The sequence below is a fragment of the Virgibacillus tibetensis genome (assembly GCF_036026595.1).
In the GTDB taxonomy this organism is placed as follows: Bacteria; Bacillota; Bacilli; order Bacillales; family Amphibacillaceae; genus Virgibacillus_P; species Virgibacillus_P tibetensis.
Genome location: NZ_JARZFX010000021.1, coordinates 1 through 26025, shown reverse-complemented (window position 1 = coordinate 26025; position 26025 = coordinate 1). Strand labels below are relative to the sequence as shown.

Below are 26025 nucleotides of genomic sequence, written 5' to 3'. Positions count from 1 at the left end.
CTGTAATTCAAGTGTATAGTTCAACAAATAATCATTGAGAACTAAATCCTCTATTAATACTACTTATAATCTCTAATCTTTCATTTTAAAAATCAAGCATCTTTAACAGACTGGTCCCATGCAACATGATTTGTATCTTTCTCTATTTTTCGTGTTGAAATAATAGCTAAGAAAACAGCACTTAGGCCTCCAACAAGCTTTCCTACTATCATTGCAAAAACAATTTCTTTGTTAACTCCTGCTACAAATCCCAAGTGTGCCCCGAACACAAAAGCGCCACTGACAGCAAAGGCTACGTTAATGACTTTTCCTCTATCATCCATGTCTTTAAAAATGGAGAACATTGGAATGACATGAGCTAAAGATGCCATTAATCCTGCTGTAGACGTTTCATTTATATTTAATAAAACTCCTATTCTTCTTAAAAATCTCTTAAAGATGAATGATATAAAGGCAACCAGTGGGAATGCTCCTGCAAGAAAAATAACAACCATTGCAACTATTTCCATTCCCACCATTAGTGGTGTCATGTTAGGAATAACGGTAAATCCTGTAAATGTTTCAACAGATATTGCTGTTAGACCAATAATAGCAACAATTTCTATGCCCTTAGCAAATATAGAAAATCCAGTGATCATCTTCTCTGTATATCTCCACAGTCCAATCGAAATAACTATAGACAATAGGATCGTTGGAATAAGGTTCTTAATAATAACTACTATAGGTATATCTGCAACAATTCCACCAACCAAACAGCCCAATGGAACCGTTATTAAACCTAACAGAATACCTCTGGCAAAAAAGGAGTGATCCTCTTTCTTTATAATTCCTAAACCAACAGGAATCGTAAAAACCAGGGTCGGCCCCATCATTGTCCCTAAAAAAACCCATGCAAATAACTCAGCATCTGCATTTTGAGACATTTCTTTTGCTAATGCATAACCTCCCGTATCGAGAGCTAATATCGTATTTGCGAAAGATGCAGGGTCCGCTCCTATTAATCCATAAACAGGCGCTATGAGAGGAGTTAGAATTTTAGCAAGAACTGGCGCTAAAGATATAATTCCAACCATTGCAAGCGCGATGGATCCCATGGTCATGAATCCATCTGTGAAATGCTTCCCTAACCCCCATCTATTTCCCAAACATTTATCAATTGCTCCTAAACAAAAAAAACTTATAACTACAATAACGATAATGTCATTAACACCCATTTATTCTGCTCCAATGCTGTATGTTTTAATTGCTACTATTCTATCTTTTTATAAACTATATTTCATGGATAACTTTCTAAATTTAACTATACAAACATCTTATATGTATTTTAATGTAAAGCTGACTTATTTTCTGGATCTTTCATAAAATTGATCAGAAGCAGCATATTTTCCTAACTTAAATTATATAGACATCTTCACATTATCATCTTTAGTTTAACATGGATATCAAAACAAAAGGCGCATTCCCGATCATGGAAATGCGCCTGATTGATGAAGATTGTTGTTTAATTAACGTGCACTCGGTAGCTATCTAAATCTGAAAGTTATAGGAAACCCTCGTCTTCTTGATGGATTCATGCTCTTTCAAATCCCACTCGCAGGTTCACGATACCCTGAAAAATAGGTTGAATACTATGTATCTATTTTCACTATCGCTTAAATGAGTGTTGGAGCGTTTTCAAGGGGTAGGAACCCATTATTTGGACAATTATCTCTATTGGTTCCATTGGCTCGAAATAGGCAAGGATTTAGCATTTGATAAACGTGTAGAACAAATGCTAATTTCAGCTATCAAAAACCCAATTATACAACGTTGAAATGTTAAGAAGTGCATAAAAAAAGACCTCACAATAAAGGCCTGACTAAAATAGTATATTAACTGAAATCAATCCAACGATGCAAAATCCATATATAGACCAAGCGATAATTTTATTATTTTTAGGAACTTCCTTAGTTTTAAACACTTTGATGAATTTGTATGTCCAAAATAGAAATACCAAAATAGATACGATTAAGATTTCATTCATTCCTAACTTCCCTCCTTTACGATTTTAACTATCGATATATATATTCTATGATAGCAGAATCTCAATAGTATCAATTATCGGGTCAATAAAAAGCAACAATCTTTTAGAAAACAGCCTTTATGTAAGATAATCATAGACATGGAATATATTGCTCTACCATAGTGAACAAACCAGTACTGTTCACTATGGACAGAGGTAATTATTTACTTTGCCATTTATAAAATTAAGCCATTATCTCCAATAGTTATTAGCAGCTGCTACTGTTTGGTAGTGGATTGCAATGACCTGTGAGGCAGCTGTAAGACTATCCGCATTATCTTCGTATTCCGCTCGCAGCTTCTGTCTTATCTCGGCAGATGGCTGGGTATATCCCACCCCTTTTCGTGCCAATAAAATAGCTAATTCAAATCCTTCTTGTGGAGTTTCTGTTTGTAAACTAGTAAGCCAATCACTCATGAATATCATCCTCCTATATGTTTAATTCTCCCTCTAATTTACCCTTTAGAAATAGAGATATCAATCAATTTGACGGAATAAACGAAATAATCTACCAATAATGTGATAAATCTAATACTTTTAGATTAGGATACACTGACAACAATGCTATTTTGTCTTATCATGTGCCGTTTTATCTTCTTCCTGAAATACGAGCGTGAACTTTCCTCTCTCTGGTAATAGGAATTGTAGAACGGAATTTTCTTTGTTCATTTTGTTTACCTCTACAACTATTTCATCAGGTGTATTTAATTTCTTCACTTGAAATGCCTCCTTTTGTTAGTTATAAAAAGTATAATGCCACAACCAACACTTTACCAATAACTCCTCGCCCCAAATCAGTTGTTTTCAGCAATTATATGTTATCTAAACTCATAGCCTGTTAAAACGTAATAGTGAGTTAGTTCCCGATTAATTCAGGAGCCAGTTGGTTTCGCTTATATATGTTAACTTAAAATCACCTGGAATATTGAATATCGGATATATTTATGCGAGAGCATTTGCTCTTGATGTTTTTTACAGCAAAAGACATTACAGAAAGGCCTTGTTGCAGTCAACAGGCTTTTCGATTACAGCCATAAAAATGTACCACCCTTGACCTAGTTTTTACCACTGAATGACAAAAAGTGTACCAGTAAACGACAGCATGTTTACCACTTCATACCTTCCGGTGATCAAACTTAAAAAATCATATTTTTTGGAATCAAAAATGTTATAATTGTTGTATAATTTTGATTTATTTTCAATATGATGCAGACTTCCGCAAACGGGCAGAAGTTGAATAAGGGGAGGAGGAAGCCGATATTGAATACCATCATTTATATGATAAGACATGCAAATTCTCCATTTGTTTTAGGGCAGGAACGAACAAGAAAACTTTCCCCACAAGGTGAAATAGATGCAAAAAAAGTAACGGCTTTAATGAATAATAAGGAAATTGATTTGATTTTTTCTAGCCCTTATGTAAGGGCAATCCAAACAATTAAAGAAATTGCCATCACCAAAAATATAGAAGTAAAGGTGTTTGAAGAATTAAGGGAAAGGCAGTTAAAAGGCGCTTATAAATTACCAGAAAAAGAAATACAACGTGCAATAAAAAAGTCGTATGAAAATATTGATTTTAACCTATTGGGAGGAGAATCAATAAAAGACGTCCAAAATCGAACTTTACCTATAATCAAAGACCTTTTGATCAAATATTCAGGTAAAACTATTATCATAGGCACTCATGGAAATGTTATGACCATTATTATGAATTATTTTAGTAAAGAATATGGATATGACTTTTGGAAAAACACTTCTAAACCTGATATTTATAAATTGGTATTTTCAGGGGAAAACCTCGAAGCAGCACAAAGGGTATGGGAATAACTTAATTGAGGGGGACTATAAATGTATAAACAAACATTGTGCTTTATTCGAAGGAATGATGAATTACTTATGCTAAATAGAGAAAATAAACCAACACAAGGACTATGGAACGGTGTTGGGGGCAAGATAGATGATAATGAAACACCTTTGGATTGCGTGATTCGGGAAGTAATGGAAGAAACAAACATAGACATTAGCACCTATCAAGTAATTGATAAAGGGGTTATTTCTTGGGAAGTGGATAACTCTTATATTGATGGACTTTATGTTTATTTGGTTGATATTGAGGACAGTTACGATTATAAAACACCTAAAAAAATGGACGAAGGAATTCTTGACTGGAAGAAAGTTACTTGGCTGTTGGAAGATAAAAATTTCGGTGTGGGAGAAATGATACCTCATTTTTTACCGAATATTCTAAATAGAGACGAGCAGTGTAATCATTTCTGTGTCATTAGGGATGCAAAATTAACTAATTATGAAATGAAGGAATTGAAATTGATTAAAACAAAATAAATGATTTTCTTCAACAAAAGACGCGTTTGTTGATCAACCAATTTCCACATTTATCCACTAAAGATTTTATTTCTTTATAATTGACCGGCTTACAAACGCTTTTCAAAGGGTTTCCAGTTATTGGAGATTACTGACTTCCAATATGTGTTTCTTGAAATTACTTTATCGACTACACCCTACGTAGGAATAGTAGTATAAACAACTTCTCTGCATTTCGGATAGTTGGGACAACCATAGAATACTTTTCCTTTATTAGCTCCTTTTTTAGCTTGGCGCTTCACCATAGGTACCCCGCACTTTTTACATTCAGGTACAGAGTCCTTGTTAACTTCTGAACTTCTAATCTCGCTTTCTGCTAACACCTTTCTTTCAAACCCATTAAGTGCATTATGTAGTTTGCTCTCTAGTTCTGCTAAAGTGTATGACCTTTTATTTTCAAATCTAACCATAGTTAAACCGGCTGATTCAAAAACCTGTTCAACAAATTTGTCGCGTTTTATACGATCCGCCCTTTGATGAGAACGATCATCTAATTCAATGCCACAAATAGGTCGTAATGTGTCTGTCGAACACAACAAGAAATCAACATGCTTTCTGCTAATTTTATTGTTATAGGTGCTTCTTTCACTTTGACTACTCGTCTTAACAAAGAAGATATCCTGCAATGAAACCTTAGGACATATTATTGCTTTGTTCCCTATGTATTGTTGTAGTACTTTATAAAAAGATAACTCCGCATTTGATAAAAAATCATCCCGCATAGCATACGGCAATTTAACTTCTTTCTTAGCGTTTTGTTTAGGTGATATTCCAAATAGTTTTAAAAATATTCCCAGACATCCTGGGTTATTAGTAGACATATTTTTAACCTCTAATCTTTATTTATATTGGTATGCATTAATGTACAGGTGAATCAACTTTCGACTCCAAAATCACTTCCAAGAGGGGCTATTTACACACATGTTTAGCACTTTTACTAACCATTTCGACAAAGTAGTGTAAAATCCTTCCTTTATTTTAAAATTCCACCTGAAAAAGCCGCATAAATGTGCTCATTACGGCCATAAGAATGTACCACTTCTGTCATGTTTTTAAGCAATAGCCACAAGATTTACCACTTGTTGCCACTATATTTACCAATGGCCAACGTCAAGGATTGTTAATTTACAACGTTAAGGATCTTAAAAAATAAAGGCTTTGTTAAAGTTTAATGTTGATATTAACGATAAAATAAGAACTTCCAATTATCTGGAAGTTCTATTATGTAGTATAGTCTTGTTCAACTAAAATGGTCCGTTAAAAAAGAAGATTATTTATAATGAAATACTCATAGTAATTGTCCTGTTTTTAAAGCCCAGACTTTCATATATCTTAATTGCTGGATTTCCCTCAAATACGCTTAAACGAATTTCGGAGTATCCTTCATGTTTCAACTGTTCAACGCCTGTTTTAATCAATTGTTTTGAAATACCTTTACCTCTGTATTCCTCTAAAACAAATAATTCATAAATAAATCCGAGTGCCTTATCTGAAAACTGGTCTTTACTTCCTCCTATAAGAATCCAACCCGTCATTACATTTTTTTCAGTTGATATTAAATAATAACTCCCCTTCTTTAAAAGAGGTTCTACCAGTTGTTTTGCTTTTTCAATCGTTGGTTCTGCTTCACCTAAAGTTCCCTCAAATATCGCTTGTGGAGAAAGTGCTAATATCTTTTCAATTTCTACCTCATTTGGTTTTCTTATGTCTATTTTTCAACTCACCCCTTCCAAAAACCTTTAGAATATTACACATATATTTAATATACTTTTATGTAAAAGCCTAATTACTCCGTATTTTAGCGAAGAATTAGGCTTATGATCTTTCACAAACGCGTCTTTTTAACTCACAACTTATTAAGTTATTAGTTTATGGATAGAATCTCTATCTAACATAGTTTGGGCAGGGGATTGATAAACAGTTGTGTTTCGCAAGCATAGTTTCTCCCATCCCTCTACGCATTTAGGGTCAAAATGGATACCTTTGTTTTCTTTTAATACATTCATTGCTTCTTCATGCGTCCATGCTTTTCGATAGGCTCGGTCAGAGGTAAGTGCATCATACACATCCGCAACAGCTACAATCCTTGCAAAGTAAGGGATGGCTTCCCCTTTTAACTTATCCGGATACCCACTTCCATCCCACTTTTCATGATGATGCCGTATAATATCCAACTCATCCTTCAAAAATCCAAGATTTTTACACATATCATATCCCTCTATAGGATGCTGTTCGATTAAAGACCATTCTTCAGGTGATAGTTTTCCCGGCTTATTAAGTACTGCATCAGGAATACTAATTTTTCCTACATCATGAACAAGTCCACCTTGGACAATCGCCTTGAGTTCTTCAGGTTTCAATCGAAGCTCTCTTGCAAGATATAGAGCATACATTGTCACCCTGAACGTGTGTCCAGCTGTGTAATTATCTTTCTTTTCTGTAGCAGCCACAAAATCTTTAACACTAGGAGAAATGCTGTTTGTAATTCTTTCAAAGGGATCGTTGGTAAACAAAGACCTGATAGATTCATTTAAAGTTCCTTTCACCATATATTGTCTGACTAAGCCGACAATCACTACAACCATCGAAGCCAATAACAAAAAGTGATACATCCACCAGCTTAAGTTCCAAAGTACTCCTCTCAAGATGATCAACTGAGATACCATTATCCAACAAGAACTATAAACAATCGCTATTTGTAACGGAAACCGAGTATATCTGTAGGATTGATAATAACGATAAACGGTTATGCAGTTTAATACTATAATGACGATAGTTACAATAATGTTCAATGGTTTATCATTGAATGGAATGATATCTACTAAACTCGGTTTTATTAAACCGATTGTACCAATAATTAATAGAGTTGCAGTCCAAACTGGAAGGAGTAAATGCTGCTTCTTTGCGAACAAATCAATAATTTTGTTATCCGTTGGAAATGATGAGAGCCACATCCAGATTGTGGCCAATAACAAGCTTATCTGAGCAGAAATTCCTGGCAAATTACTGATACCTATTATAAAATTTGGTGTAGATAAGCCATGTACCGCAAACATTAATCCCAATGACATGAATGACAATGATAGAAATACAATTTTTATATTCCTGATTCTTAGCCCCGATATCCCTACACCAATTGAAATAAAACTAGCTAGAAGGGATACCAGGCTGACAATATAAAAGTGCCCCTTCGGTATTTTTAAATATATATCTTGTATTAATCCTGTATGTAATAACTCAAAAATAATATAGGGTATAAACGCCAATAATATTGGCCAGTAAATGTTGTGATTTTTCATCATGTCCCCCCGCCCGATCTTTAAACATAAGGTAATAATAGCACATCCAGTAGAAATAGGCGTTCGTTTGATTTGGATGATCAGTAGTTGTTAATAAGTTTGTGTAAGTTAATAGGTAAATAAGTATCTTAAAGAATGGCTTTACCCAGACACCCCCTAAAGCGGTTGATAAGCGCACCCTTACTCCATAAGTGCGCCCGATTATGGAATATCTTTTCTCTAATATTAGCTGGTAAAATTTAATAAGAAACCTTGAATGGAAACATAAAAAACAAATAAGGAAACAATAATACTAATAAAACCTATCCGCTTTCGTTCCTTTCTGATTTCGGATATACCCATAACCAACAGCATTGCTCCCATGAAAAACATCATATATGGTGATACTGCTTCAGAATTTCCAGTTAACAATCCATAACCTGCTAAAACTAATACAATGATTGCTAAGACGATTCTAAGTGATTCTAACAATATATCCCCCCTCGTAATCTGCTAAAAGGTTAAACAGACGTTTCTGTATTACAGATAAGCGCCCTATTGCGGCAAAAGATTCATAATGAACGTTTTATATCGTAAATGTTTGGACAAGGCATGGTTCATCATCTATTAGTTCTTTTCTTTCATCGAATTCAATATTTAATTGTTTATATGCCTTCTCCCAAAATAAAACCGCGGGTTTATTCTCCAAAAGCTCAATCACAAAATACTTCCCAGGTTTTTCATTAAATAACTTTACTAAGACTTGCTTGCCAAATCCTTTTCCTCTGAATTTATTGATTATAAAAATATCATTCACTCCAAAATCACTTTCTTTATTTAAAAACGGACGTTCTAACAGTAGTAAAAAGCCAATTATGTCATCCTCATGCTTTATGAAATAAGGGGAAAATCCTTCTACATTCCAGAACAAATCTAAATCATCGAAATGAAAAGAACCGTCTATCCCTAAATCTAGCTTTTTAGTGAACTTTGAAAGGTCATGGAGGTATAGTGAATATAGATTTCTTAAAATATGGATGTCCATTTTATTAGATTCCTTAAGAGTAAGTGTCAAATAAATTCCCCCCCCCTTTTATAATATCCCTTCAATGTTTACGGGATCTGGAAATAAAAATTCCCACAAAAATGGCCCGTTTGCAGAGAGTGATCTTACTGAAGATCAATCAAATATGTATAACAAGCCACAAGGTATGAGGTGGTAAACAGTCTGTCATTTATTAGTGCACTTTTTATCATTCTTATGGGTGTAATCAGTTATATCCAATTTATTATCTGTTTTCTCAACCCTTATACAGTAAATTGCTTAGGCAAATGAATACAAGCATTGCTTCTTAATCTCATATCATATGTCTCTAACAGCTCAATCAATTGAATCTTAAATTCCTTTTCCACATCAGATCCATTTGAAAGATCCTTAAACCATCTTTTAAGAACTTTCTCCGTATCCACACCAGTCTTAGCCTTTCCACGATCATATTTTAACGTATTCATATTTTTATATCCTATATACTTACTTGGTCCAAACATATCGATGTTCGGAATGTAATACCAATGCTTAAACATTGATAATTGAGTAATAACATCTAAGCCATCTTGTAGATCTTGGTTAAACTGCTTAACATTGTCGACTACTTCATCCAATGAAGTAACAAGTGTTGCCTCCATCATATTACATCCTTTCAATTAGCGTTCTTCCGATTTCTATCGTGTAAAGCATTTGAATAAAATTGAAGTTGTTTGCCTATTTGTAATCCTTGTAAGGGTACCTGGCTAACGATTCCATCTTTTTTTAGTAATGGAATAAGAAATTCTCTGTACCTTGCACCAGCATAAAAATCAAATTGACAATCCTTCATTCCTTTTAACTGTGAATATACATTTTCCGACCATACTTTTCGTTCCTTAGCATTCATTGTTAGCAATGTAATATCATAAGGCTCAATTAATGTCTCTTTATTAAGCAGTCCATATTTCGCAGAGAGAATAAACCAGTCATCATATTCTGTCATTTCAACATAAGCTCTAGCTTTCTTAAAGAGATTGGATGTGTCATACATTTCCCTTGCTTCACAGGGGTATGTTTGCTTACTCTTTGTACAACTTAATAAAGCAATTTTCTTCATACATTACATCTACCTCTCTATATTAAAGAAACTTTCAACAAAATAGGTCAACACATTAGTAACAATTTCGACATTATATTGTAAAATCCTTTCTTTATTTGAATAAAGTCTTGTTTATCGTATAACAAAGGACATTTACAGGAACCGTAAAAGAAATTTATGTTAATAAAAATGACTCCAGTTAAAAAACTAACGGGTTTTAGTTGAAGAAAAGAAAAACATAAATAAAATTACTTTTCGAGAAGCAATTAGCTTGGCTTTTTTTTTATTGTTATAAAAGGAATCAGGTCAATTTTATACGGATTTTGCACAAGAAAAAGGACAATTAACTACGCAATAAGCTAATCGTCCTCTCGTATTTTATCATTTTTAGTTTTCTTTTTTAAATAAAGCACCATCTTGCAGATAGGAAGGTACTCTGCAACTGAAGTTGAACAAGGGTGTAATTCCTTATTAAAGGAAAACCATTACCTTAAGTACATCTCATGCTCTCGATTGTATTAAACTACTATTATCAACAACAATCGATAATTTATAGTTTGCATGTTCGTTTAAGGCCACCTAAAAACTAGTTAATATTTCATTAGAAGGAAATTTGCATTCAAGAAGGTAACAATCTTCTCCACTAACTTTAAAGTTATAGATTATTTGTTGTTCTTGTGTTTTTATGAACGACAAATAAGGCTGATGAGAAGTGCCTTGGTTAATAATTGCAATAAAAGTATGTATATAACACCCCAATTTGACTCCGTTAACTTTAATTGAATAACCCTCAATTACTCCTTGATCCTCTAATTTCGCTACTCTAGCTGAAACAGCTGGTCCAGTCAAATGGACTTTTTCACCTAGCTTATTTTTCATTAAATAGGATATTGATGTTTGAACTAATTATAATAAGTTCCAATTCTAATAAGTTGTAAATATAATGTATGGTAACGTATCAATCATTTAGAATGAGGTGGAAAGGTGTATTTTTTAAAATCTATTTCTGATGAGATTCGTTTATCTCAAATACTATTCAATAAACACAAAAAAACGATGAAGCTCATTTTAGTATCTATTTTTGCCGGTATTGCTGCTATTCTCCAGGCTGCAGGAGGCTTTTTACCAGGTATCGGATATTTTTTTAGTGCGCTTGCCACTGCCCCCATTCTGTTAGGTTCTATGTTTTCTATTCCATTTGGAGTAAAGTCCTATTTTCTTACAATTATATTGTTATTCATAATACAACCAACTGAATTAATTGTATTTCCTTTTACAACAGGATTATTAGGACTTGGCATAGGGGCATCTTTTCATATTTTTAGAAAGAGATTAAGTCTTATTGTTACTGGCACAATTCTTTTAATGTTAGGAGTTATGAGTCTTCTATTTATTTTTCGCTTTCCAGTTTTAGGTCCAGCCGTCTCAGATTCCTTTTCGTTTCTTACAACTGGAAGTATTTTTTTATTTGCTTTCCTTTATAGCTGGTTATGGGTTGAAATTGCTTTAATCATTTTCAAAAAATTAAAAATGATTATCATTTAGTGATGGTACAAATCACTCCAGTCTAAGGAACTACCCATTTTAATCGTTCATGGAACTATTTCAAAAACAGTGCCTTGATTAAAATCAGTCACTTTCATAGAGCCATAAACCCCTAAATATAATCTGGTTTGATTCATATTCGTTCCCAAACTAACATAATAGGCTGATTGAGACCCAAAATCATAATCGGTTTGAATCACACTAAAATCATTTTGTTTACCATCTGGTCTCACGCTGGTGAATGCTAAAGCCCCTCTAACCTGAGATTGAGATTCTTTCCGGGCAAAATCAGTAAACACAACGCTTCCTGTTAAACCAGGGATTCTGTTCCCCATATATGGCTGGACTCCAGTAAGTGCAGTTCCTGCAAACTTATCGGGTCTGGTATCTTGATGAAAATAACTAGTTAAAGGCTGAAGACGACTCCCTGAAAGTGCTACCGCTTCACTGTAATAAGCAATAGTTTTCTCATCCAAATTCGGATTATTAGTGCAGTTGCTCATAGTCGGAGTAGGAAAAGCACCTTCCCAACCTCTCCATCCAAAGTTAATAAAACCTTCTTTGTCAGGTTCAGAATTCATTAAGGAAGCTTGAATAAGCTGAGTAACCGGCATGGGCTTATAATGGACGAATGAAAAAATCGACTCGACCAAATCCTGTCCGACATTTCCCGCATATATCATATACTGATTATAAAACCTTTGAAAGGAAATGCCTGGTATATTGCGAACCCCTTTGGCCATTACTGTAAGCGTTTCCTGAATAGGTATAGGAATTTCATTAAACCTTGTGACAATGGGTGGATTATTTATGTAAGTTTTCTTGCTTACATCGATTTCAATTATTTTACCAGCAATTTCTAAATCGTCCTGGCTTAAGTTAAATGGATCATATCCTGATCCACCATCTCCGGTTGTTAAAACAAGTTTTCCTGTTTCAGGTGAAAAGTTTAAGCTATTGACACCATTATGGTTAAAAAATGGTCTTCTTAAGTTAAGTAATGTCCGTCGTTTTTGAGGTTGACCATTCGATTGTAAAATCCATTCTTCAACGGTATCAATATGATCATATTGAGTTTCTCTATTTATCCACTTAAGGTTTAAGGTTCTGGGATCACATGGGTTAGGCTTAAAATGTTCAGGAAGAGCACCTGGACCTTGTGTTCCAGCTGCTGAATAATGAAGATAAAACAAACCATTATAATAAAACTGGGGGTGAAACGCTAGTCCTAGCAATCCCCGTTCATCATATCCCCCATCAGAAATACCCAGTTTTAGGATTTGGGGGCGAATATCTAAAAAAGTTCTAACCAATCCGTTTCCTATATAAAAGATTTCGCCTACCTGAGTAGCAATAAATAAACTTTCAATTGAGTCCCCTGGAAGTATAGTTGTTTTTAAAACAGTGGATAAATTTAATTTACTTACAATGGGTCGTAATCTCACTTTAACTTTTTCCAACTAACTTAACCCCCTACATATTGATTTCTTTTATAAGAATATGATTTGAACTGTTCTATAAGTACCAATTTATGGTGGGGAACCTAATCAGGCAATGGTTGTATTTTCCGTAAAAAGGTTACTCAAACTAATGAGGGTGTTGGTATTTAATTGCGCACAAGTGTATATACTGTGTGTATACACTCCTTCTGAAAGGTGGTATAATAATGACAAAGGATAATAAAGGAGAGGTTAGAGTGACTACAAAAATTCAAAAGTGGGGAAACAGCCTTGCCGTTAGAATACCTTCCAATATAGCAGACGAAATAAAAATAACACAAGGTTCCGATGTGGAGCTTAGGATTGAAAATCAAGAACTTAAAATTGTACCAGCAAAGAAAAAACCGACATTAGAAGAATTGATGGCAAAGATAACGCCAGAAAATCGCCATGGCGAAATCGATTGGGGAAAACCCGAAGGAGATGAGCTTTGGTAATGGGGGTTCCGGATAAGGGAGATTTGGTTTTTCTAAATTTCACGCCTCAATCAGGGCATGAACAGGCAGGGTATCGACCGGCTTTGGTTCTGTCTCCTAAACTGTTCAATCAAGCCGCCTTTGTGGTGGTTTGTCCCATCACATCCAAAGAAAAAGGCTATCCTTTTGAAGTTAAAATTCCGGACGGTTTACAAGTAAATGGTGTTATTCTGACGGATCAATTAAGAAGTTTGGATTGGCGTTCCAGAGGTTTAAAAATAGTGGATCAAGCACCTGTCGCAACGGTCGAGGAATGCGTGGAATTAATTTCAACGTTCTTAGGATGACCCGCATACAGCATTGCGCACTCCGTGCTTGAATACGTGCGCATGCTGTTTATAATCGATTCACAGTCGGTAGTGTTTTTAATATGTTCGTGTTTGGTACAGCAGTCGCGTTGGCAAACTTTTGGTGTGAGTTTGTCGCGTCATGTCGCGTCACCCTTTTCCGTGACAATAAAAACCCAATCACTTTGTAATTATTACACTAGAAATCACTATAATTAACACACCCTAAATAACAGTATAAACAGCAACCAAAAACGAGGCTGGGACAAAAGAGGAATTATCCAGGAAAATCCGAACATTAACTCCTAAGCAAATGTACCGCTTCGGCAAAATACTTCGCTAAGTTCCGATTGTTCGGATTCTCATTCTTCCCATTTAGTTATGTCCCAACCTCGTATGTTTTTTTACATTGTCTTTTTCAACTAACGCGCCCGTTATTGGAAGATACTTTAATATTCATGATTTCATATACATGGCAAGTCGCATCACCAGCCGTACAGGAGTCGCGGGGTTTTCCATTTGATTGACATCTCCAATAAAAAACATGTCCTTTTCGGGATAGTAAAATGCAAAGGAACCTGTTGAACCAGAATGACCAATTAGCTCACCTTTTCCCATAAAAAGTGTTGCAAGACCATTTAGTGGAACTCTCATATATCCAGAACCGTAATGAATTGGAAGCATAGAAGCCTGCAACCTATTGTTTACTTTTAGTTCATGAAAAACAGTATTATTAAATAGCTTTCCTTTAAAGAAAGCCTTAATAAATACCATTAATTCACGAGCCGTAGAAACACAACCACCACTTGCGCGAACGCTCCTAAGTAATTTTGGACGGTATAAGGCAGTGTCCTTATAATAAACATACGGGATAAAATCATCCTCATCTTTCGGAAGATAAGTATTTTTGAGTTCTAAAGGTCCAAAAATTAATTGTCTATACACATCTTCCAATGATGAATTAGTAACTATTTCAATTATTTTTCCGAGGATTTCAAAGTTTATATTTGCGTAATGAGCTCTTTTTCCCATATCTGGTGCAAAGTGTGGTTTTATTTCCTTCGTCTTTAATATGGTTTCATTAAAATCAATTTGCACATCCTTATTAAGGATAGCACGTTTTTTCGACTTATTGCTACCCTCCTCAATCACATCCCTCAATCCACTTGTATGAAACAATAAGTTCGAGATTGTAAGTCTATTAGAATACTCTAGGCCTTTGTAAACGTGAAGGTTCTTTAAAGTGTCTGTTTTTAAATATCTTGTTATTTCATCATCCAGTGACAGTTTTCCCTGCTCTCTCAATATATAAATACAAGTGGTTGTGAACAGCTTTGTGATACTTGCAATAAAGAATGGCGTATCTATATTCTTCCCCCCGTACCCAAAGCTGTATGAAACATCTCCATTGGAGTTTTCTACGAGAAGAACAGATTCATGTATTTGCTTTTTTTTTGTAAGGTTTCTGAAAATTTTTCGGACTTTTTGTTTTTGAATTTCCATATGCTTACCTCCCCCATGTAATCATTATAATAACGATTTTGACTGATACCATTGGTCCATTAAATGGCCCGATTGCTAAACAAAAATTAATCTAGACTCTTTCACTAAACTGCCCCTATTGATATAATCAACAAAAAAGGTGCTATTCCTTCTTAGAAGATCGCACCAAATAGTTAAAAACTATTAAGATTTAAAATAGCGGGAGACCAAGACTGAACAAAGAAAAAATATAATAAAAATTAATTTTACAGGAAAACTATCATTTATTTAGCAATTACAAATCATAACCACATTACCATCTGGGTCTTTTATGTTAAACCAGGCAGTATCGCCCACCCGTTCTATTTCTCTCACAATTTCAATACCTTTCCCTTTTACATACTTATATGCTTCTTCAATTTTTGGAGCATATAAATTAAAAATTGGGTTGGTACTTACATTATGGTTAAATTCGGGATCAAAGGTGTGATCATCTAAAGTAAGCGAAGTTGTCCCTACTAAGGGAATGTTATAGACAGGTGAAGCTACTTGATCTAAATCAATATCAAGCCCTAATAAATCGGAGTACCATTTTGCTGACTCTTTCAAGCTGATTACATGAACAAACACGCCATTCATTTGGTTTTTAATAGGTAATATTTTTTCCACTTTATTAATTCCTCCTTTTTATTAAACAATGTTCTGATTGTGAACGATTGTTTACACTAAAGATGAAGTGACGAATAAAAGGTGTTTGTGCCTTCATCTACTCCCAAAAGCATACTTGCAATTTATTATTGTCTAAGTCGTAAAAATCAAAAAAGTAATTATCACCATCATCTTGTAATTCGGTTCCTTTTATACCTTTTTCTTTTAGCTTTAGATATGTATTCTTAATATCTTTTGTGAACAAAATTGGGTAAGTGTGATTCTCTTTGGAAGATATACGTCCCTCTTCAATAGTTAATGGAACTCCACTGGTTCCAACACTTAAAACTCGATATCCTTCACCCTTAAAAGTTACTTTAAAGCCTAATTCTTGATACCAGATGCTTGATTGTTCCACATTACTAACTGTTAAACATATGGTGTCTATTCTTTCAAACATATAAACTGGCACTCCCTTTTAATTATTCTTTAGTAACATTCTATATTTGAATAATAATACCCTTTATTTTCTTTCACTTTATTTACAAACCTGCCCCTATTTAGTAAATTCAACAAAAAAGGTGCTTCTCCTTCTAAGAAGATCGCACCCGTTACTTGAATAAAACAATTACATTTTTATTTACTTTTATAGAAAATTTCGTAAACCCCATCTTCTTTCGTTTCAGATAAAAAAATCTTACTATCCTCTTCAACAGAAAAAATAAGTGTTCCTTCATCTAAGTAATTTGATACCAAATTTTCCTTTGGAAGAACCTCTGGAGGCACTCTTGTTTCAACTCTCCCGAATTCCTCACTTACTGTATATTCCCCTTGATTTTTATCACCAACGGAGTAATACTCTTCCCCATTTATATTTAATATAGCTGCATATGAACCTTCTTCTTTAGAATTATTTCGATTGTTATTTTCTTCTGAATTCGAAGAACAACCAGTCAATACTACAAAAAATGCAACTAGACATAATAAATAAAATTTCATAATTATCCCCCTTTTATTTTAAATAGACGATAAAATTTTATAAGAGTTTCATTCTCAACAAATTCTTCTTTCACTAAACTGCTACGTTAGTGGAACAAGGATGTAATTCCTTATTCAAGGAAATCACCCTATAGTGGAATAAGAAATCAGACTAAATTAATATAATCCTTAACCATCTCATTGAATTTTTCATTTCCTTCTAAGTAAGGGGTATGATTGCTTTCTTCAAAAACATAGAATTTTGAGTTTGGAACAAGTTGATGAATTTCTTCTGAATATACAATAGGGCATTGTGAGTCGTACCTTCCACAAAAAACTATTGTAGGAATCCTAATTCTTGCATTGGCTTCTCTAATATCAAATGTTGGAAGTTCGATATATGAATAATAATCTAAACGATTTCGAACAATTTTTCCACTACTTGGCATAGAAAAGTATTCATCAAATTTATCTGGTTTATACAATGACATTTCTGTCCATTCTCTACCTGCTTGGTGTTTTCTCGCCATAAAAAATACCCGATAATGATTGTTAGTCATTATTGGGTATTTTTTGGACTTTACACCGATTATTTAACTTTTATTACAATTTTCCCTTTGGCATGATGTGTCTCACTTAATTCATGTGCTTTTTGTAACGCTTCTGCTGAAAAATCAAATACACTACCCACTTGAGGCTTAAGTATTCTTTTCTCAAGTAATTCGCCTATTTCACCTAGCTGTTTACCATTTGGCGTTAACCAATAGGAGCTTGCTGTTACTTGATGCTTTTCTGTTAATGCTGGATCGGGTTGTCCGGCAATAGTTACTAGTCTGCCACCAGGCTTTAATATTTGGAAGCTTTTATTTAAAATGTCGCCGCCCATTGTATCAATGACCACATCATAATCACTTAATTCTTCTTCAAATTGTTGTATGCGGTAATTAATGAATTCATCTGCACCTAGCTCTTTTACATATGCTTCATTTTTTTCACTCGCTGTTGTAGCCACATAGGCACCCAAATGTTTTGCCATTTGAATGGCCAAACTTCCTACACCACCAGCACCAGCATGGATGAGTACTTTATCTCCTTGCTCGACTTTTGTATTATCCACTAAACACTGCCAAGCGGTTAAACCTGCTAATGGAATAGAGGCAGCTTCTTCAAATGTCAGGTTGCTAGGCTTTTTCGCAAGCAATTCCTCATCCACAGTCGTAAATTCCGCATAAGTACCTTCAGCGGTAGTATCCGGTCGTGCAAAAACTTCATCCCCGACCTGAAAATACGTCACTTCACTTCCAACTTCAACGATCTTACCAGCAACATCCCAGCCAAGGATAATTGGGAATGTCCAATCAAGCATCTGCTTTAAGTATCCCGCACGAAGCTTCCAATCAATCGGATTAATGGAAGTTGCATAAACCTCAACAAGTACTTGGTTTGCTTTTATTTCTGGTTTCGGTAGCTCCTGCTCCACCAACACATTTTTACTACCATATTCATTGATGACAACTGCACGCATGAATAACACTCCCTTTTACGAAATATATTTGCAAGCTTTAGTATTAGTTTCTTCCTAAGAAGTCATTCCTTCTCTCCAGAGCTTGATAAAAATCTAACATAATATTTCCACTTCCATTATTTGATACACAATATATCTTAGCTTCTAATAACTTGAAATCAAAATAAATTGCTTAGAAGGTGGTAGATTATGGATCAAATCACCATAGGGTAGCGTCAGGAAAATGCGGATTTACACAACGATAAGCAGATTACAACATAGAAAATCGGTTCCTAACACGATAGGAACCGATTTTTTGATTTGGCTTGTTAAGCTAATGCACCCGTTTGTTTAATTGACGTTTTTAAACAATCGAGCCCAATTTTGGTATATCCGTCTAAAAAATTCTATTTTTAGGACAGATAACTAAGAGGTTGGACGACCTCACAAAATTCACTTTCTTCAATAAACTTTGTAACAATAGAAGAGTGCCCCACACCTACAATGAATAATATTCTTTCTTCTTCAGAATCAATAAGACGGGTTAAATTACTAAACATTATTAGATTCCTTTTATACCACCAGCTTAACCAGTTCATACCAACATAATTATTAAATTCACCAATGCGTGCAATATTCACATGAATTTTATGCAACATGTTAACTATGGAGGGAGTATTTAATTCTTTGTAGTAGTCTATTACACTTTTGTCTTCAGATAATACAGGGACCTCTAGCCCCTTGTATATTTCATTTAAAAGTTCTGGTTGATTTTTCTTTGCCCAACTCTCAACTTCCTCATAACCCATATCTGCATCGCCCATCCAATCAGACGGATAAATCTGTTCATGCTCCAGCTTTAAACCTAACCGAAAGCCTACTTGGAATATTTCATTCATTCCTAATTCGTATGTACCCAATTTGAATTGATTATATTTTACATTAATAAATTCACTTTCTTCTGGTTCCATTTCGACTGCAATCTTTGTTGGTTTAAATTCCGCTATCTTAGATACTAATTCCTCAATTTCAGCTTGTCTTTTTTCAGAATATAAACCCTCATGTTCAGACATGTGAAATGTTCCCAGTACAAGAACTTTTGCTTTTTTTGGTTTCAATGATTTCCCCCCTCTAATTAGTGACTGACTTTTTTTCATACTCACTTCCTAATCCATTTACCTAAACAGACACCAAGTATTAGACATTATCATCTTACCGTACAAGGAAATTTCTAGTAATGGACCTGGGGAATATTCTCAAATAGGTCTTGAGGCTTATTAAACTAAACTGCTTCGTTAGTTGAAAATCGCTAACTCCCAATCCTCCAAAAGTCCCCAAGTGATTTCAGGGTTTCCTTTTAAAGATTTCATTGAACCTACATATACTTTTTCGTTATACTTGCCAACTTGGTCGTAATGTTTAACTATTTCTTTGGTAGTAGCTGATACATTATAGTTCAGAATACCTTTGTAACCAATCCAAGGTAGCGACCCTTCATCACTCTCAATTAAAGTAGAATTTTTAATCACACTTCCAATGAAAACATATTGTATTCGAATTTCTTGATTGTCCTTTATCCTAAGTACAATATATCTAAGTGTAAGATTTTCTATGCAATCTTTCTTTAAACCAGTTTCTTCTTCAATCTCTCTGAAACACGCTTCTTTAGGTTCATTTATTTCATCGCCTTCTATATGACCACCTATTGGAACTAAAAGCCCTGCGAGGAAAGTGTCTTTTTGTTTTTTTGAAGAAATAAAACTTCTTGTTCCTCATTAAAAAGGAAAGCAACTGCCATTTGTCTAAGTTTCAAAAATTCAAACCCCCTTGTTATGACTTAAATAACCTATTCTTTAATTTAAAAGCCGAATCCTTATTGAATAATCCTGCCATATAGCGAAATCGTGCTATCATTTCAAGATAAGCACCCTATAATTGAATAAGCTAATCAACTACACCTTTGAATTGTTTCTAAATCTTCTGGGTAGATATGTATAAAATTATCTAAATCTTTATCTGGGTCATTTATTCCTTCACTTTCTCCTATCTTCTCTACTTTAAAGTAATAGGTCTTTACATTTATCCCCTTTATTACAGTCTCTTTAACAAACAAATTTTCAATAATTTTAACGTCATATCCTGTTTCTTCTTTCACTTCTCTTATACAACATTCTTCAGGTGTCTCGCCTTTTTCAATTTCACCTGAAGGGACCCCCCAGCCCTCAGAATCATTACTTCTAACCATAAGAACTTCCTTATTTTCATTGAAGCAAACCGCTGCGGAACCAAACCATTTTTTCATAGAAACCACCTTTCCAATTTAAGTTGAGTTTAACTTTACCCTACGGTATTTTGATTAGACTGATTACTTATTAACAATATTATGACAATTCTCGAAACAATATATTGTGAATTAGTCTTATTCACCTAACCTGCTACTATAGCGAAATGGTGCTATCCTTTATTTTTTAAAGATGCACCCGTTACTTTAAGTGAAAAATTTCACAATACGTATACATTTATTAAAACTATTGGTCATTAATAATCAACATATTTGATTCATTAAATTCCCAATCTTCTCCAAATGCAACTTCCCAATAATAGCCATCAAGGTCGGTGAAATAACCACCATATCCTCCCCAATCATTCTTTTTAGGCTCTTTAATAATTTCGGCTCCAGCTAATTTTGCTCTTTTTAAAACTTCATCTACTTCTCCCATTGATTTTGCATTATAAGCTAAAGTTATACCTGAAAATCCACTTGAAATTGCAGGTGGGCTTTCATTATCAATATCTTTAGCAAGTTCTTCAAGTGGATATAAGGCAATTCTTGTCCCTTCATTTTTAAAGAAAATAATAAAAGGATTTGATTCTGTTCCCCGTATTGAGGTGTCAAAACCGAGTTTCTTAAAAAAAATATGTGATTTTACAATATCCTTTGTACCAAGAGTTATTAAATTTAATCTATTCATATATTTAGTCCTCCTTATAAAATTCTTCTATATTTAATTCTCCAATATTATCTAAAAATCCTTTACTAAAACAAAATGTCATTAAATTGCTCCGATAGCCATAAGAAAAGACAATACCATAATGGAAGTATTGCCTCCTGTAGTTCAATAAATTGAAAAAGCATCCCTTAACAGAAATGCTCTTTTCTATGATAAGCTAATAGCTTATCATGACTTTAATTCAATAATTATATCGTTAATGAATGCTTTAATAAAAAACATTTCATTATCAGTTGGCTCCCTTCCTTCATTTAATCGGAAAGTATCTATAGAACCCTTTAAGGAACTTGTATGAACTGCTCTCGAAGAAGATGTTAACTCACTCCAATATAAATCCATCTCATCCCTGTCACAAACTGATTCATGACCTAGAACAGACCAATTAACTTGATATTTTTTAGCATTCTGAATCATTGAGTCGATTTTATTATGGCTGTAGTGGAATAAAGATTCTGTTGTTTTACCGTATGTTGCGTCCCCAAAGAAAACTACTTTTTCCTTAGGATTATATACAACTGTAGCATCTTCTGTATGTGTGCTATCCATCTCATCAATTGTACAAAGCATATCTCCCAAATCAAGAGTTAATTGATTATCAAAGATTATATCAGCATCTTTTAATTGGAAAGTATCTCTGTCATTCAATTCAGTTTTTATAATTTCTGAAAAGGTTGAGCCTACATTCATTTCACGGTCTATTTCTTTTAAACCTTCGTCTGAAAAGGAGCAGCTTTTCCAAAATTGAAGTTTTTCATTAGTTTTCTTACTAACAATAAAATGTGCTTCATACTCATTCACCCCCAGAAAATGGTCCCAGTGTGCGTGAGTAACAACAACATATTTTATTGGAGGTAACCGTAGTCGTTTAACTTCACTAATCAGTTCCTGAGCGTGTAACGATGAATTACCTGCATCAACGACTAAACTTGCATTTCCCCCAGAAATTACTCCTAAAGTTGGTCTTTCTTTTTCATCATCATTTATTAGATAATAAGTATTTGCTGTGATTTTTTGCAACATGAGTTTTCTCCTTCAACATAATAATTTTTTAATTAAATTTTTAGAAAACCTACATGTATTTAAACATTAATAGATTTCCTCTTTAATTTACTTTTACCATTGGATGAAACCTCCTTCGTATTTATTAAATAGTAACTCCACTTGACGGAAATTATAAAAAATAAAAAATTTGAGCATACTGTTTATTCTCTTCTGTTGCTAAACTGCTTCGTTTAAGTGTAATCGCTCACAATTTCCCTATTGTCTCTAATAAAATTTAACATAAAATTCCATTCATTTTTTCATAACCCAAACTATAACTATCCCTAATCCAAGTAAAATAGCCACAATATAAACATACCAATAATCTATAAATAACTCCCATTGAAGTTTCTGGATTTCTTTAAACCTTTCAAAAAATCCTATCAAGGTTATCCCCTCCACCGTAAACCCCTTTAATATAGGTAATTCTACTATAAATGTTATTGAACTCTACTGTTTCATTAGCACAAGAAGCAATTGTCTCTATTGAACAATCGCACCAGTTAGTTCAATTAATTTTTGGTAGTCATTAGTTCCATCGTGTTCTTTAATTCACGCTGCTTTGATATGCTATCTTTCAAATTAAAAGCTGCAAAGGTGCTACATATGAGGACACCTATTATCATTCTTGTTGTAAAAAACCAGCCTTCTCCCCAAGTAACTATCAAAGAATATAAAGATCCCAAAGCAACAACTAGCGAAGCATATTTTGCTCTCCACTTTTCTAGTTTTGATTGTTTTTTATCTTCCAAAGTCTTCTCCCCCAAATACTATCCTTTAACGCAAGAAGTGACTATTCTTGTTAAGCAATCGCACCATTTACTTTAAGTGTATATTTTCATAATTTCTCCCTGTACTTCACAAAAAATGGAGTTAACAAAGAACCAATTATGAGTAGGGTTAAACCTATGATAAGAGTCACAAGGAAATTTTTGAAAGGTGAAAGGAAGTTAGTGAAAATTAACATCGGTACAATAGTCAAAAATACAAATGTGAACCGTCCAGAGATGGTTATTCTATGTTCCGCACCACATTTTTGACACTCAATCGGTTTGTATGTCCAAGCAAAAGATTTATAGATTTCCCTCCATCTAAATTGCATATTGCATTTGTCACATTTTTGCAAAATACCCCCCTTTAATTAAGTTCCATTTTTTAGCCAAGTCTTCTAAGCCTATATATTAAATTCGACAAAAAGGGTGCTTCTCCTTTAAGGATGGCCACCATTTAATTCAAGAAAAATGATTGAATTGAGATAAATATAGCAATAGCTATACACAGATATCCAAATCCTTTTTTTCCCTTATTGAATTCATCTAATCCCATTACTAATATAAGCAACCCCAAGAAAAAAATCATAAGTGGTTGTAAAAAAAAATTATCAGCTAAAAATCCATAACCTGCCAACAATAAAGTTATTACACTTAAAATGATTCTTATAATTTTTAATCCTTTTATTTCTTTATCTTGTTTATATTCTCTTTTTCGTTGTCCTTTACTTGATAAAAGAGTAATAACCGCAATAATTACTATGAAAAAAATTAGTTGGAAAATCATATCTCCTATGTTTATTCTATCAATTGCTGATAACAAAAATATAATAAATTCCTCCCTCGCCCTCTTAATGTACCAAAAAATCCAATACCTTTCTTCAAGTAAACAGTGCGTTTAAGTACAATTTTTCACAAACAATAAATTTTACCTTGTGACAGCAAGTAATAATGTAAGAGAATATTATTAGTAGGCGATTCCTACACGTGATTGGACATAATCGCTACTTTCTATCTGACGATAAGTAAATTCGGCTGTATCAGGAACTGATATTTTCATACCACCTTCCGGCAAAAAATTACGTTCAATTCGATATTGACCTTCTCTTTCTCCATCTGGCAAATATGTAGGACATACAATCGTCCAATCGAGTGTTGATTGTTTCAGCATATCGTAAACTTTATGATGTTCTTCTGCTGCACGGGTTGATTTACTTTTTGATTCACTTGACTGATAACGGAGTACGGTTGGCGTAGTTCTACTTTGTAAGATTCCTGCAGTTCCTATCGTGATAATTCGTTGTATACCTTCGTTTTCCATTGCTTTGATAATTAGTGGCATACTTTCTGATAGAGTGGTTGTGCCATCAGTATTTAATGCACTAATAACTACATCAATCCCATACATTGCACGTACTATATCATTTTTATTTAAAACATTCCCTTGAATAATGGTTAAATTTTCACTATTTATTTGAATCTTCTCTGGAGTGCGAACTAATACAGTAACATGATGTCTATCATGAAGGGCATAAGTTACTATTTGACTTCCAACTCGTCCAGTTGCACCTAAAATTAAAATATTCAAAAGTAAAATCCTCCTTTTTACGAATACAAATATTATACCTATAAATGCTATTATTTCGTCTTTAACAGCACTCTTCAACTAACCCCCAGTTAGTTGAAGTACAATTCATCACAATCTCTATATTTAACATTAACATAAAATTTCCATTTCCCTTTAAAAAAATGACTCGCTTAGGTTAGCGAGCTATCTTTTGAACAATTTTTCTGCCTTTTTATTCTTTCTAAATTTACACACCAAATAACAATCCAATTAGAACCCTAATTAACATACTAAAATTTTAATTGACAACAGCTATTGTCAATCAACTATTTACTATGCTATTTCCAATGGGATTTCATATGTTAATTTCACATAAATATTGATATAACAGCATTTAAAAGAGACCGAATCACTATGCGAATTGGTCTCCTATTTGGTATGTTATTTTAATTTTTCTCCATCGAAACGGAACTACTTAACCACTTTATGGGTTTTTTGTTTATCTTCCGAACACGGTCTGGAGTGCGCTCGTCAATTCCTGCAGGGCATCTATGACTTCTTTTGATAGTTCATTTTCGATTGTTCTGTTTCCTTCCGGTTCAGGCTCCGTTTCCAGGAATTCAAAGATAGTCAGTTGTCCGACGGGGGCTTCTGCGCTTTGGTAATCGCAGTCACCGCAACGAGATCCTTTTTCCACATCCCCTTTTAAAAGTGCGTCTATCGCGCTGAGAGTTTTGGTTCCTTCATCGAGTTTTTGTCATTTCGATTTTTTCGGAGAGGAGACGCGACGATAATAGAAAGGGAATTACTATGTATTTATTTGAAAAAGAGAGGACAAAAACCCCCTTGCTTTTTGCGAGTATTCTACACATGAAAGTACAAGCCAGAAGAAAAGAAGTTTACGAGAAAATGAACAATCATGGAGTGATGTTGAAAATTTGGAGAATTACAAAGAAGAAGGATTACTGGTAAAAACTATTTAAATCACTCTACCATGTAGATAAGTATCCTTAAGTTTTTCTTTACCCACAAAAATGCGGAGTTTTGACCTATGATACATCTTATTGAAACAAACGAAGAGATATAGTTCCATTCCCAATAAATTTAGCAGCCAAAAATACCAAGTTTTTATAGACAACTTGGTATTCTTGGTTTGGGTTCACCACTATTAATGCTAAACTAGATCCTCCACAATCTGGTCCTAATACAGAAGACTGATCTTATCGAAAATCAATCAAAAGTATATAACAACTAATAACATTTTTGATTCGCGAAACTATGTTTTTCTATCTTTTGTCACAAGAAGGTTTAAGTGTTGACACTCCCACAGCTGAAGCAATGGGATTCTAAAATACTAAACCGTTCGCAA

At 33.9% G+C, this 26025-nt stretch carries 32 protein-coding genes and 1 pseudogene; 6 read left to right on the top strand and 27 right to left on the bottom strand.

The genetic code is table 11. The annotated features are described in order from the left end of the window. Positions 1-92 precede the first annotated feature (92 nt). Positions 93-1214, bottom strand: a complete 1122-nt coding sequence (eutH, locus tag QGM71_RS20495; RefSeq protein WP_327609409.1) for an ethanolamine utilization protein EutH — start codon at positions 1212-1214, stop codon at positions 93-95. Between the two features lie 449 nt (positions 1215-1663). Here eutH and QGM71_RS20490 point away from each other — a divergent pair. After that, positions 1664-1821 (top strand): annotated as a pseudogene (locus tag QGM71_RS20490) (IS1595 family transposase); the annotation flags it as partial. 433 nt (positions 1822-2254) lie between these two features. Here QGM71_RS20490 and QGM71_RS20485 read toward each other — a convergent pair. Then, complete coding sequence (locus QGM71_RS20485) at positions 2255-2479, bottom strand: hexameric tyrosine-coordinated heme protein (RefSeq protein ID WP_327609408.1); 225 nt, start codon at positions 2477-2479, stop codon at positions 2255-2257. A gap of 147 nt (positions 2480-2626) precedes the next feature. After that, positions 2627-2779, bottom strand: a complete 153-nt coding sequence (locus QGM71_RS20480; RefSeq protein WP_327609407.1) for a hypothetical protein — start codon at positions 2777-2779, stop codon at positions 2627-2629. 543 nt (positions 2780-3322) lie between these two features. On the opposite strand from QGM71_RS20480, the gene QGM71_RS20475 reads away from it, so the two are divergent. Further along, positions 3323-3889 (top strand): histidine phosphatase family protein, encoded by a 567-nt coding sequence (locus QGM71_RS20475; RefSeq protein ID WP_327609406.1) that lies wholly within the window; start codon positions 3323-3325, stop codon positions 3887-3889. Positions 3890-3910: 21 nt separating this feature from the next. Next, entirely contained in the window at positions 3911-4405 is a 495-nt protein-coding gene (locus tag QGM71_RS20470; RefSeq protein WP_327609405.1) for an NUDIX hydrolase, read from the top strand. Positions 4406-4581: 176 nt separating this feature from the next. Here QGM71_RS20470 and QGM71_RS20465 read toward each other — a convergent pair whose 3' ends face one another. The 8 genes from QGM71_RS20465 to QGM71_RS20430 all read right to left on the bottom strand — a co-directional run bounded on the left by QGM71_RS20465 (position 4582) and on the right by QGM71_RS20430 (position 10727). Next, a complete protein-coding gene (locus tag QGM71_RS20465; RefSeq protein ID WP_327609404.1) occupies positions 4582-5265 on the bottom strand; it encodes a DUF2726 domain-containing protein in 684 nt (227 codons plus the stop codon). Positions 5266-5718: 453 nt separating this feature from the next. Continuing rightward, positions 5719-6156, bottom strand: a complete 438-nt coding sequence (locus QGM71_RS20460; protein ID WP_327609429.1) for a GNAT family N-acetyltransferase — start codon at positions 6154-6156, stop codon at positions 5719-5721. A gap of 144 nt (positions 6157-6300) precedes the next feature. After that, positions 6301-7743: an HD-GYP domain-containing protein gene (locus QGM71_RS20455; RefSeq protein WP_327609403.1), complete on the bottom strand. Its 1443-nt coding sequence runs from the start codon at positions 7741-7743 to the stop codon at positions 6301-6303. A gap of 225 nt (positions 7744-7968) precedes the next feature. Then, a complete protein-coding gene (locus tag QGM71_RS20450; protein WP_327609402.1) occupies positions 7969-8214 on the bottom strand; it encodes a YczI family protein in 246 nt (81 codons plus the stop codon). A gap of 94 nt (positions 8215-8308) precedes the next feature. Then, on the bottom strand, positions 8309-8797 hold the full coding sequence (locus QGM71_RS20445) for a GNAT family N-acetyltransferase (protein ID WP_407703066.1): 489 nt from the start codon (positions 8795-8797) through the stop codon (positions 8309-8311). Positions 8798-9030: 233 nt separating this feature from the next. Next, positions 9031-9408, bottom strand: coding sequence for a hypothetical protein (locus QGM71_RS20440; protein ID WP_327609401.1), 378 nt, complete (start codon positions 9406-9408; stop codon positions 9031-9033). A 14-nt stretch (positions 9409-9422) separates the two neighbouring features. After that, positions 9423-9866, bottom strand: coding sequence for a DUF6884 domain-containing protein (locus QGM71_RS20435; RefSeq protein ID WP_327609400.1), 444 nt, complete (start codon positions 9864-9866; stop codon positions 9423-9425). Positions 9867-10427: 561 nt separating this feature from the next. Next, positions 10428-10727, bottom strand: a complete 300-nt coding sequence (locus tag QGM71_RS20430; RefSeq protein ID WP_327609399.1) for an Lrp/AsnC family transcriptional regulator — start codon at positions 10725-10727, stop codon at positions 10428-10430. A 105-nt stretch (positions 10728-10832) separates the two neighbouring features. Here QGM71_RS20430 and QGM71_RS20425 point away from each other — a divergent pair, with 105 nt between their 5' ends. Continuing rightward, positions 10833-11393, top strand: a complete 561-nt coding sequence (locus QGM71_RS20425) for a hypothetical protein (RefSeq protein WP_327609398.1) — start codon at positions 10833-10835, stop codon at positions 11391-11393. A 47-nt stretch (positions 11394-11440) separates the two neighbouring features. Here the strand turns inward: QGM71_RS20425 and QGM71_RS20420 are convergent, their stop codons facing one another. After that, entirely contained in the window at positions 11441-12853 is a 1413-nt protein-coding gene (locus QGM71_RS20420) for a PQQ-dependent sugar dehydrogenase (RefSeq protein WP_327609397.1), read from the bottom strand. A gap of 203 nt (positions 12854-13056) precedes the next feature. On the opposite strand from QGM71_RS20420, the gene QGM71_RS20415 reads away from it, so the two are divergent. Both QGM71_RS20415 and QGM71_RS20410 read left to right on the top strand, forming a co-directional pair. Next, the gene (locus QGM71_RS20415; protein ID WP_407703067.1) at positions 13057-13329 is read left to right on the top strand and encodes an AbrB/MazE/SpoVT family DNA-binding domain-containing protein; all 273 of its coding nucleotides are present in this window, start codon (positions 13057-13059) and stop codon (positions 13327-13329) included. Continuing rightward, entirely contained in the window at positions 13329-13655 is a 327-nt protein-coding gene (locus tag QGM71_RS20410) for a type II toxin-antitoxin system PemK/MazF family toxin (RefSeq protein WP_327609427.1), read from the top strand. Before QGM71_RS20415 ends, QGM71_RS20410 begins: the two co-directional genes overlap by 1 nt. A gap of 456 nt (positions 13656-14111) precedes the next feature. Here QGM71_RS20410 and QGM71_RS20405 read toward each other — a convergent pair whose 3' ends face one another. The 15 genes from QGM71_RS20405 to QGM71_RS20340 form a co-directional block, all read right to left on the bottom strand. After that, a complete protein-coding gene (locus tag QGM71_RS20405) occupies positions 14112-15158 on the bottom strand; it encodes a serine hydrolase domain-containing protein (protein WP_327609395.1) in 1047 nt (348 codons plus the stop codon). A gap of 267 nt (positions 15159-15425) precedes the next feature. Then, the gene (locus QGM71_RS20400) at positions 15426-15806 is read right to left on the bottom strand and encodes a VOC family protein (RefSeq protein ID WP_327609394.1); all 381 of its coding nucleotides are present in this window, start codon (positions 15804-15806) and stop codon (positions 15426-15428) included. A 97-nt stretch (positions 15807-15903) separates the two neighbouring features. Further along, positions 15904-16245, bottom strand: a complete 342-nt coding sequence (locus QGM71_RS20395; protein WP_327609393.1) for a VOC family protein — start codon at positions 16243-16245, stop codon at positions 15904-15906. 176 nt (positions 16246-16421) lie between these two features. Further along, positions 16422-16784 carry a hypothetical protein gene (locus tag QGM71_RS20390; protein WP_327609392.1) on the bottom strand — a complete coding sequence of 121 codons (363 nt, stop codon included), beginning with the start codon at positions 16782-16784 and terminating at the stop codon, positions 16422-16424. A 146-nt stretch (positions 16785-16930) separates the two neighbouring features. Beyond that, on the bottom strand, positions 16931-17293 hold the full coding sequence (locus QGM71_RS20385) for an alpha/beta fold hydrolase (RefSeq protein ID WP_327609391.1): 363 nt from the start codon (positions 17291-17293) through the stop codon (positions 16931-16933). A 59-nt stretch (positions 17294-17352) separates the two neighbouring features. After that, positions 17353-18288 carry an NADP-dependent oxidoreductase gene (locus tag QGM71_RS20380; RefSeq protein WP_327609390.1) on the bottom strand — a complete coding sequence of 312 codons (936 nt, stop codon included), beginning with the start codon at positions 18286-18288 and terminating at the stop codon, positions 17353-17355. Between the two features lie 392 nt (positions 18289-18680). Beyond that, the gene (locus QGM71_RS20375) at positions 18681-19385 is read right to left on the bottom strand and encodes a DUF5694 domain-containing protein (RefSeq protein ID WP_327609389.1); all 705 of its coding nucleotides are present in this window, start codon (positions 19383-19385) and stop codon (positions 18681-18683) included. A 177-nt stretch (positions 19386-19562) separates the two neighbouring features. Continuing rightward, entirely contained in the window at positions 19563-20024 is a 462-nt protein-coding gene (locus QGM71_RS20370) for an NUDIX domain-containing protein (RefSeq protein WP_327609426.1), read from the bottom strand. A 191-nt stretch (positions 20025-20215) separates the two neighbouring features. Next, complete coding sequence (locus QGM71_RS20365) at positions 20216-20569, bottom strand: NUDIX hydrolase (protein WP_327609388.1); 354 nt, start codon at positions 20567-20569, stop codon at positions 20216-20218. A gap of 226 nt (positions 20570-20795) precedes the next feature. Next, positions 20796-21239 carry a VOC family protein gene (locus QGM71_RS20360; protein ID WP_327609387.1) on the bottom strand — a complete coding sequence of 148 codons (444 nt, stop codon included), beginning with the start codon at positions 21237-21239 and terminating at the stop codon, positions 20796-20798. A 207-nt stretch (positions 21240-21446) separates the two neighbouring features. Then, positions 21447-22298 (bottom strand): MBL fold metallo-hydrolase, encoded by an 852-nt coding sequence (locus tag QGM71_RS20355; protein WP_327609386.1) that lies wholly within the window; start codon positions 22296-22298, stop codon positions 21447-21449. A gap of 533 nt (positions 22299-22831) precedes the next feature. After that, positions 22832-23071 (bottom strand): hypothetical protein, encoded by a 240-nt coding sequence (locus QGM71_RS20350; RefSeq protein ID WP_327609385.1) that lies wholly within the window; start codon positions 23069-23071, stop codon positions 22832-22834. An 86-nt stretch (positions 23072-23157) separates the two neighbouring features. Further along, complete coding sequence (locus QGM71_RS21910; RefSeq protein WP_407703065.1) at positions 23158-23445, bottom strand: TIGR04104 family putative zinc finger protein; 288 nt, start codon at positions 23443-23445, stop codon at positions 23158-23160. A 101-nt stretch (positions 23446-23546) separates the two neighbouring features. Beyond that, positions 23547-23912, bottom strand: coding sequence for a hypothetical protein (locus QGM71_RS20345; protein ID WP_327609384.1), 366 nt, complete (start codon positions 23910-23912; stop codon positions 23547-23549). A gap of 144 nt (positions 23913-24056) precedes the next feature. Continuing rightward, positions 24057-24677: an NAD(P)-dependent oxidoreductase gene (locus QGM71_RS20340; RefSeq protein WP_327609383.1), complete on the bottom strand. Its 621-nt coding sequence runs from the start codon at positions 24675-24677 to the stop codon at positions 24057-24059. Between the last annotated feature and the right edge of the window lie 1348 nt (positions 24678-26025).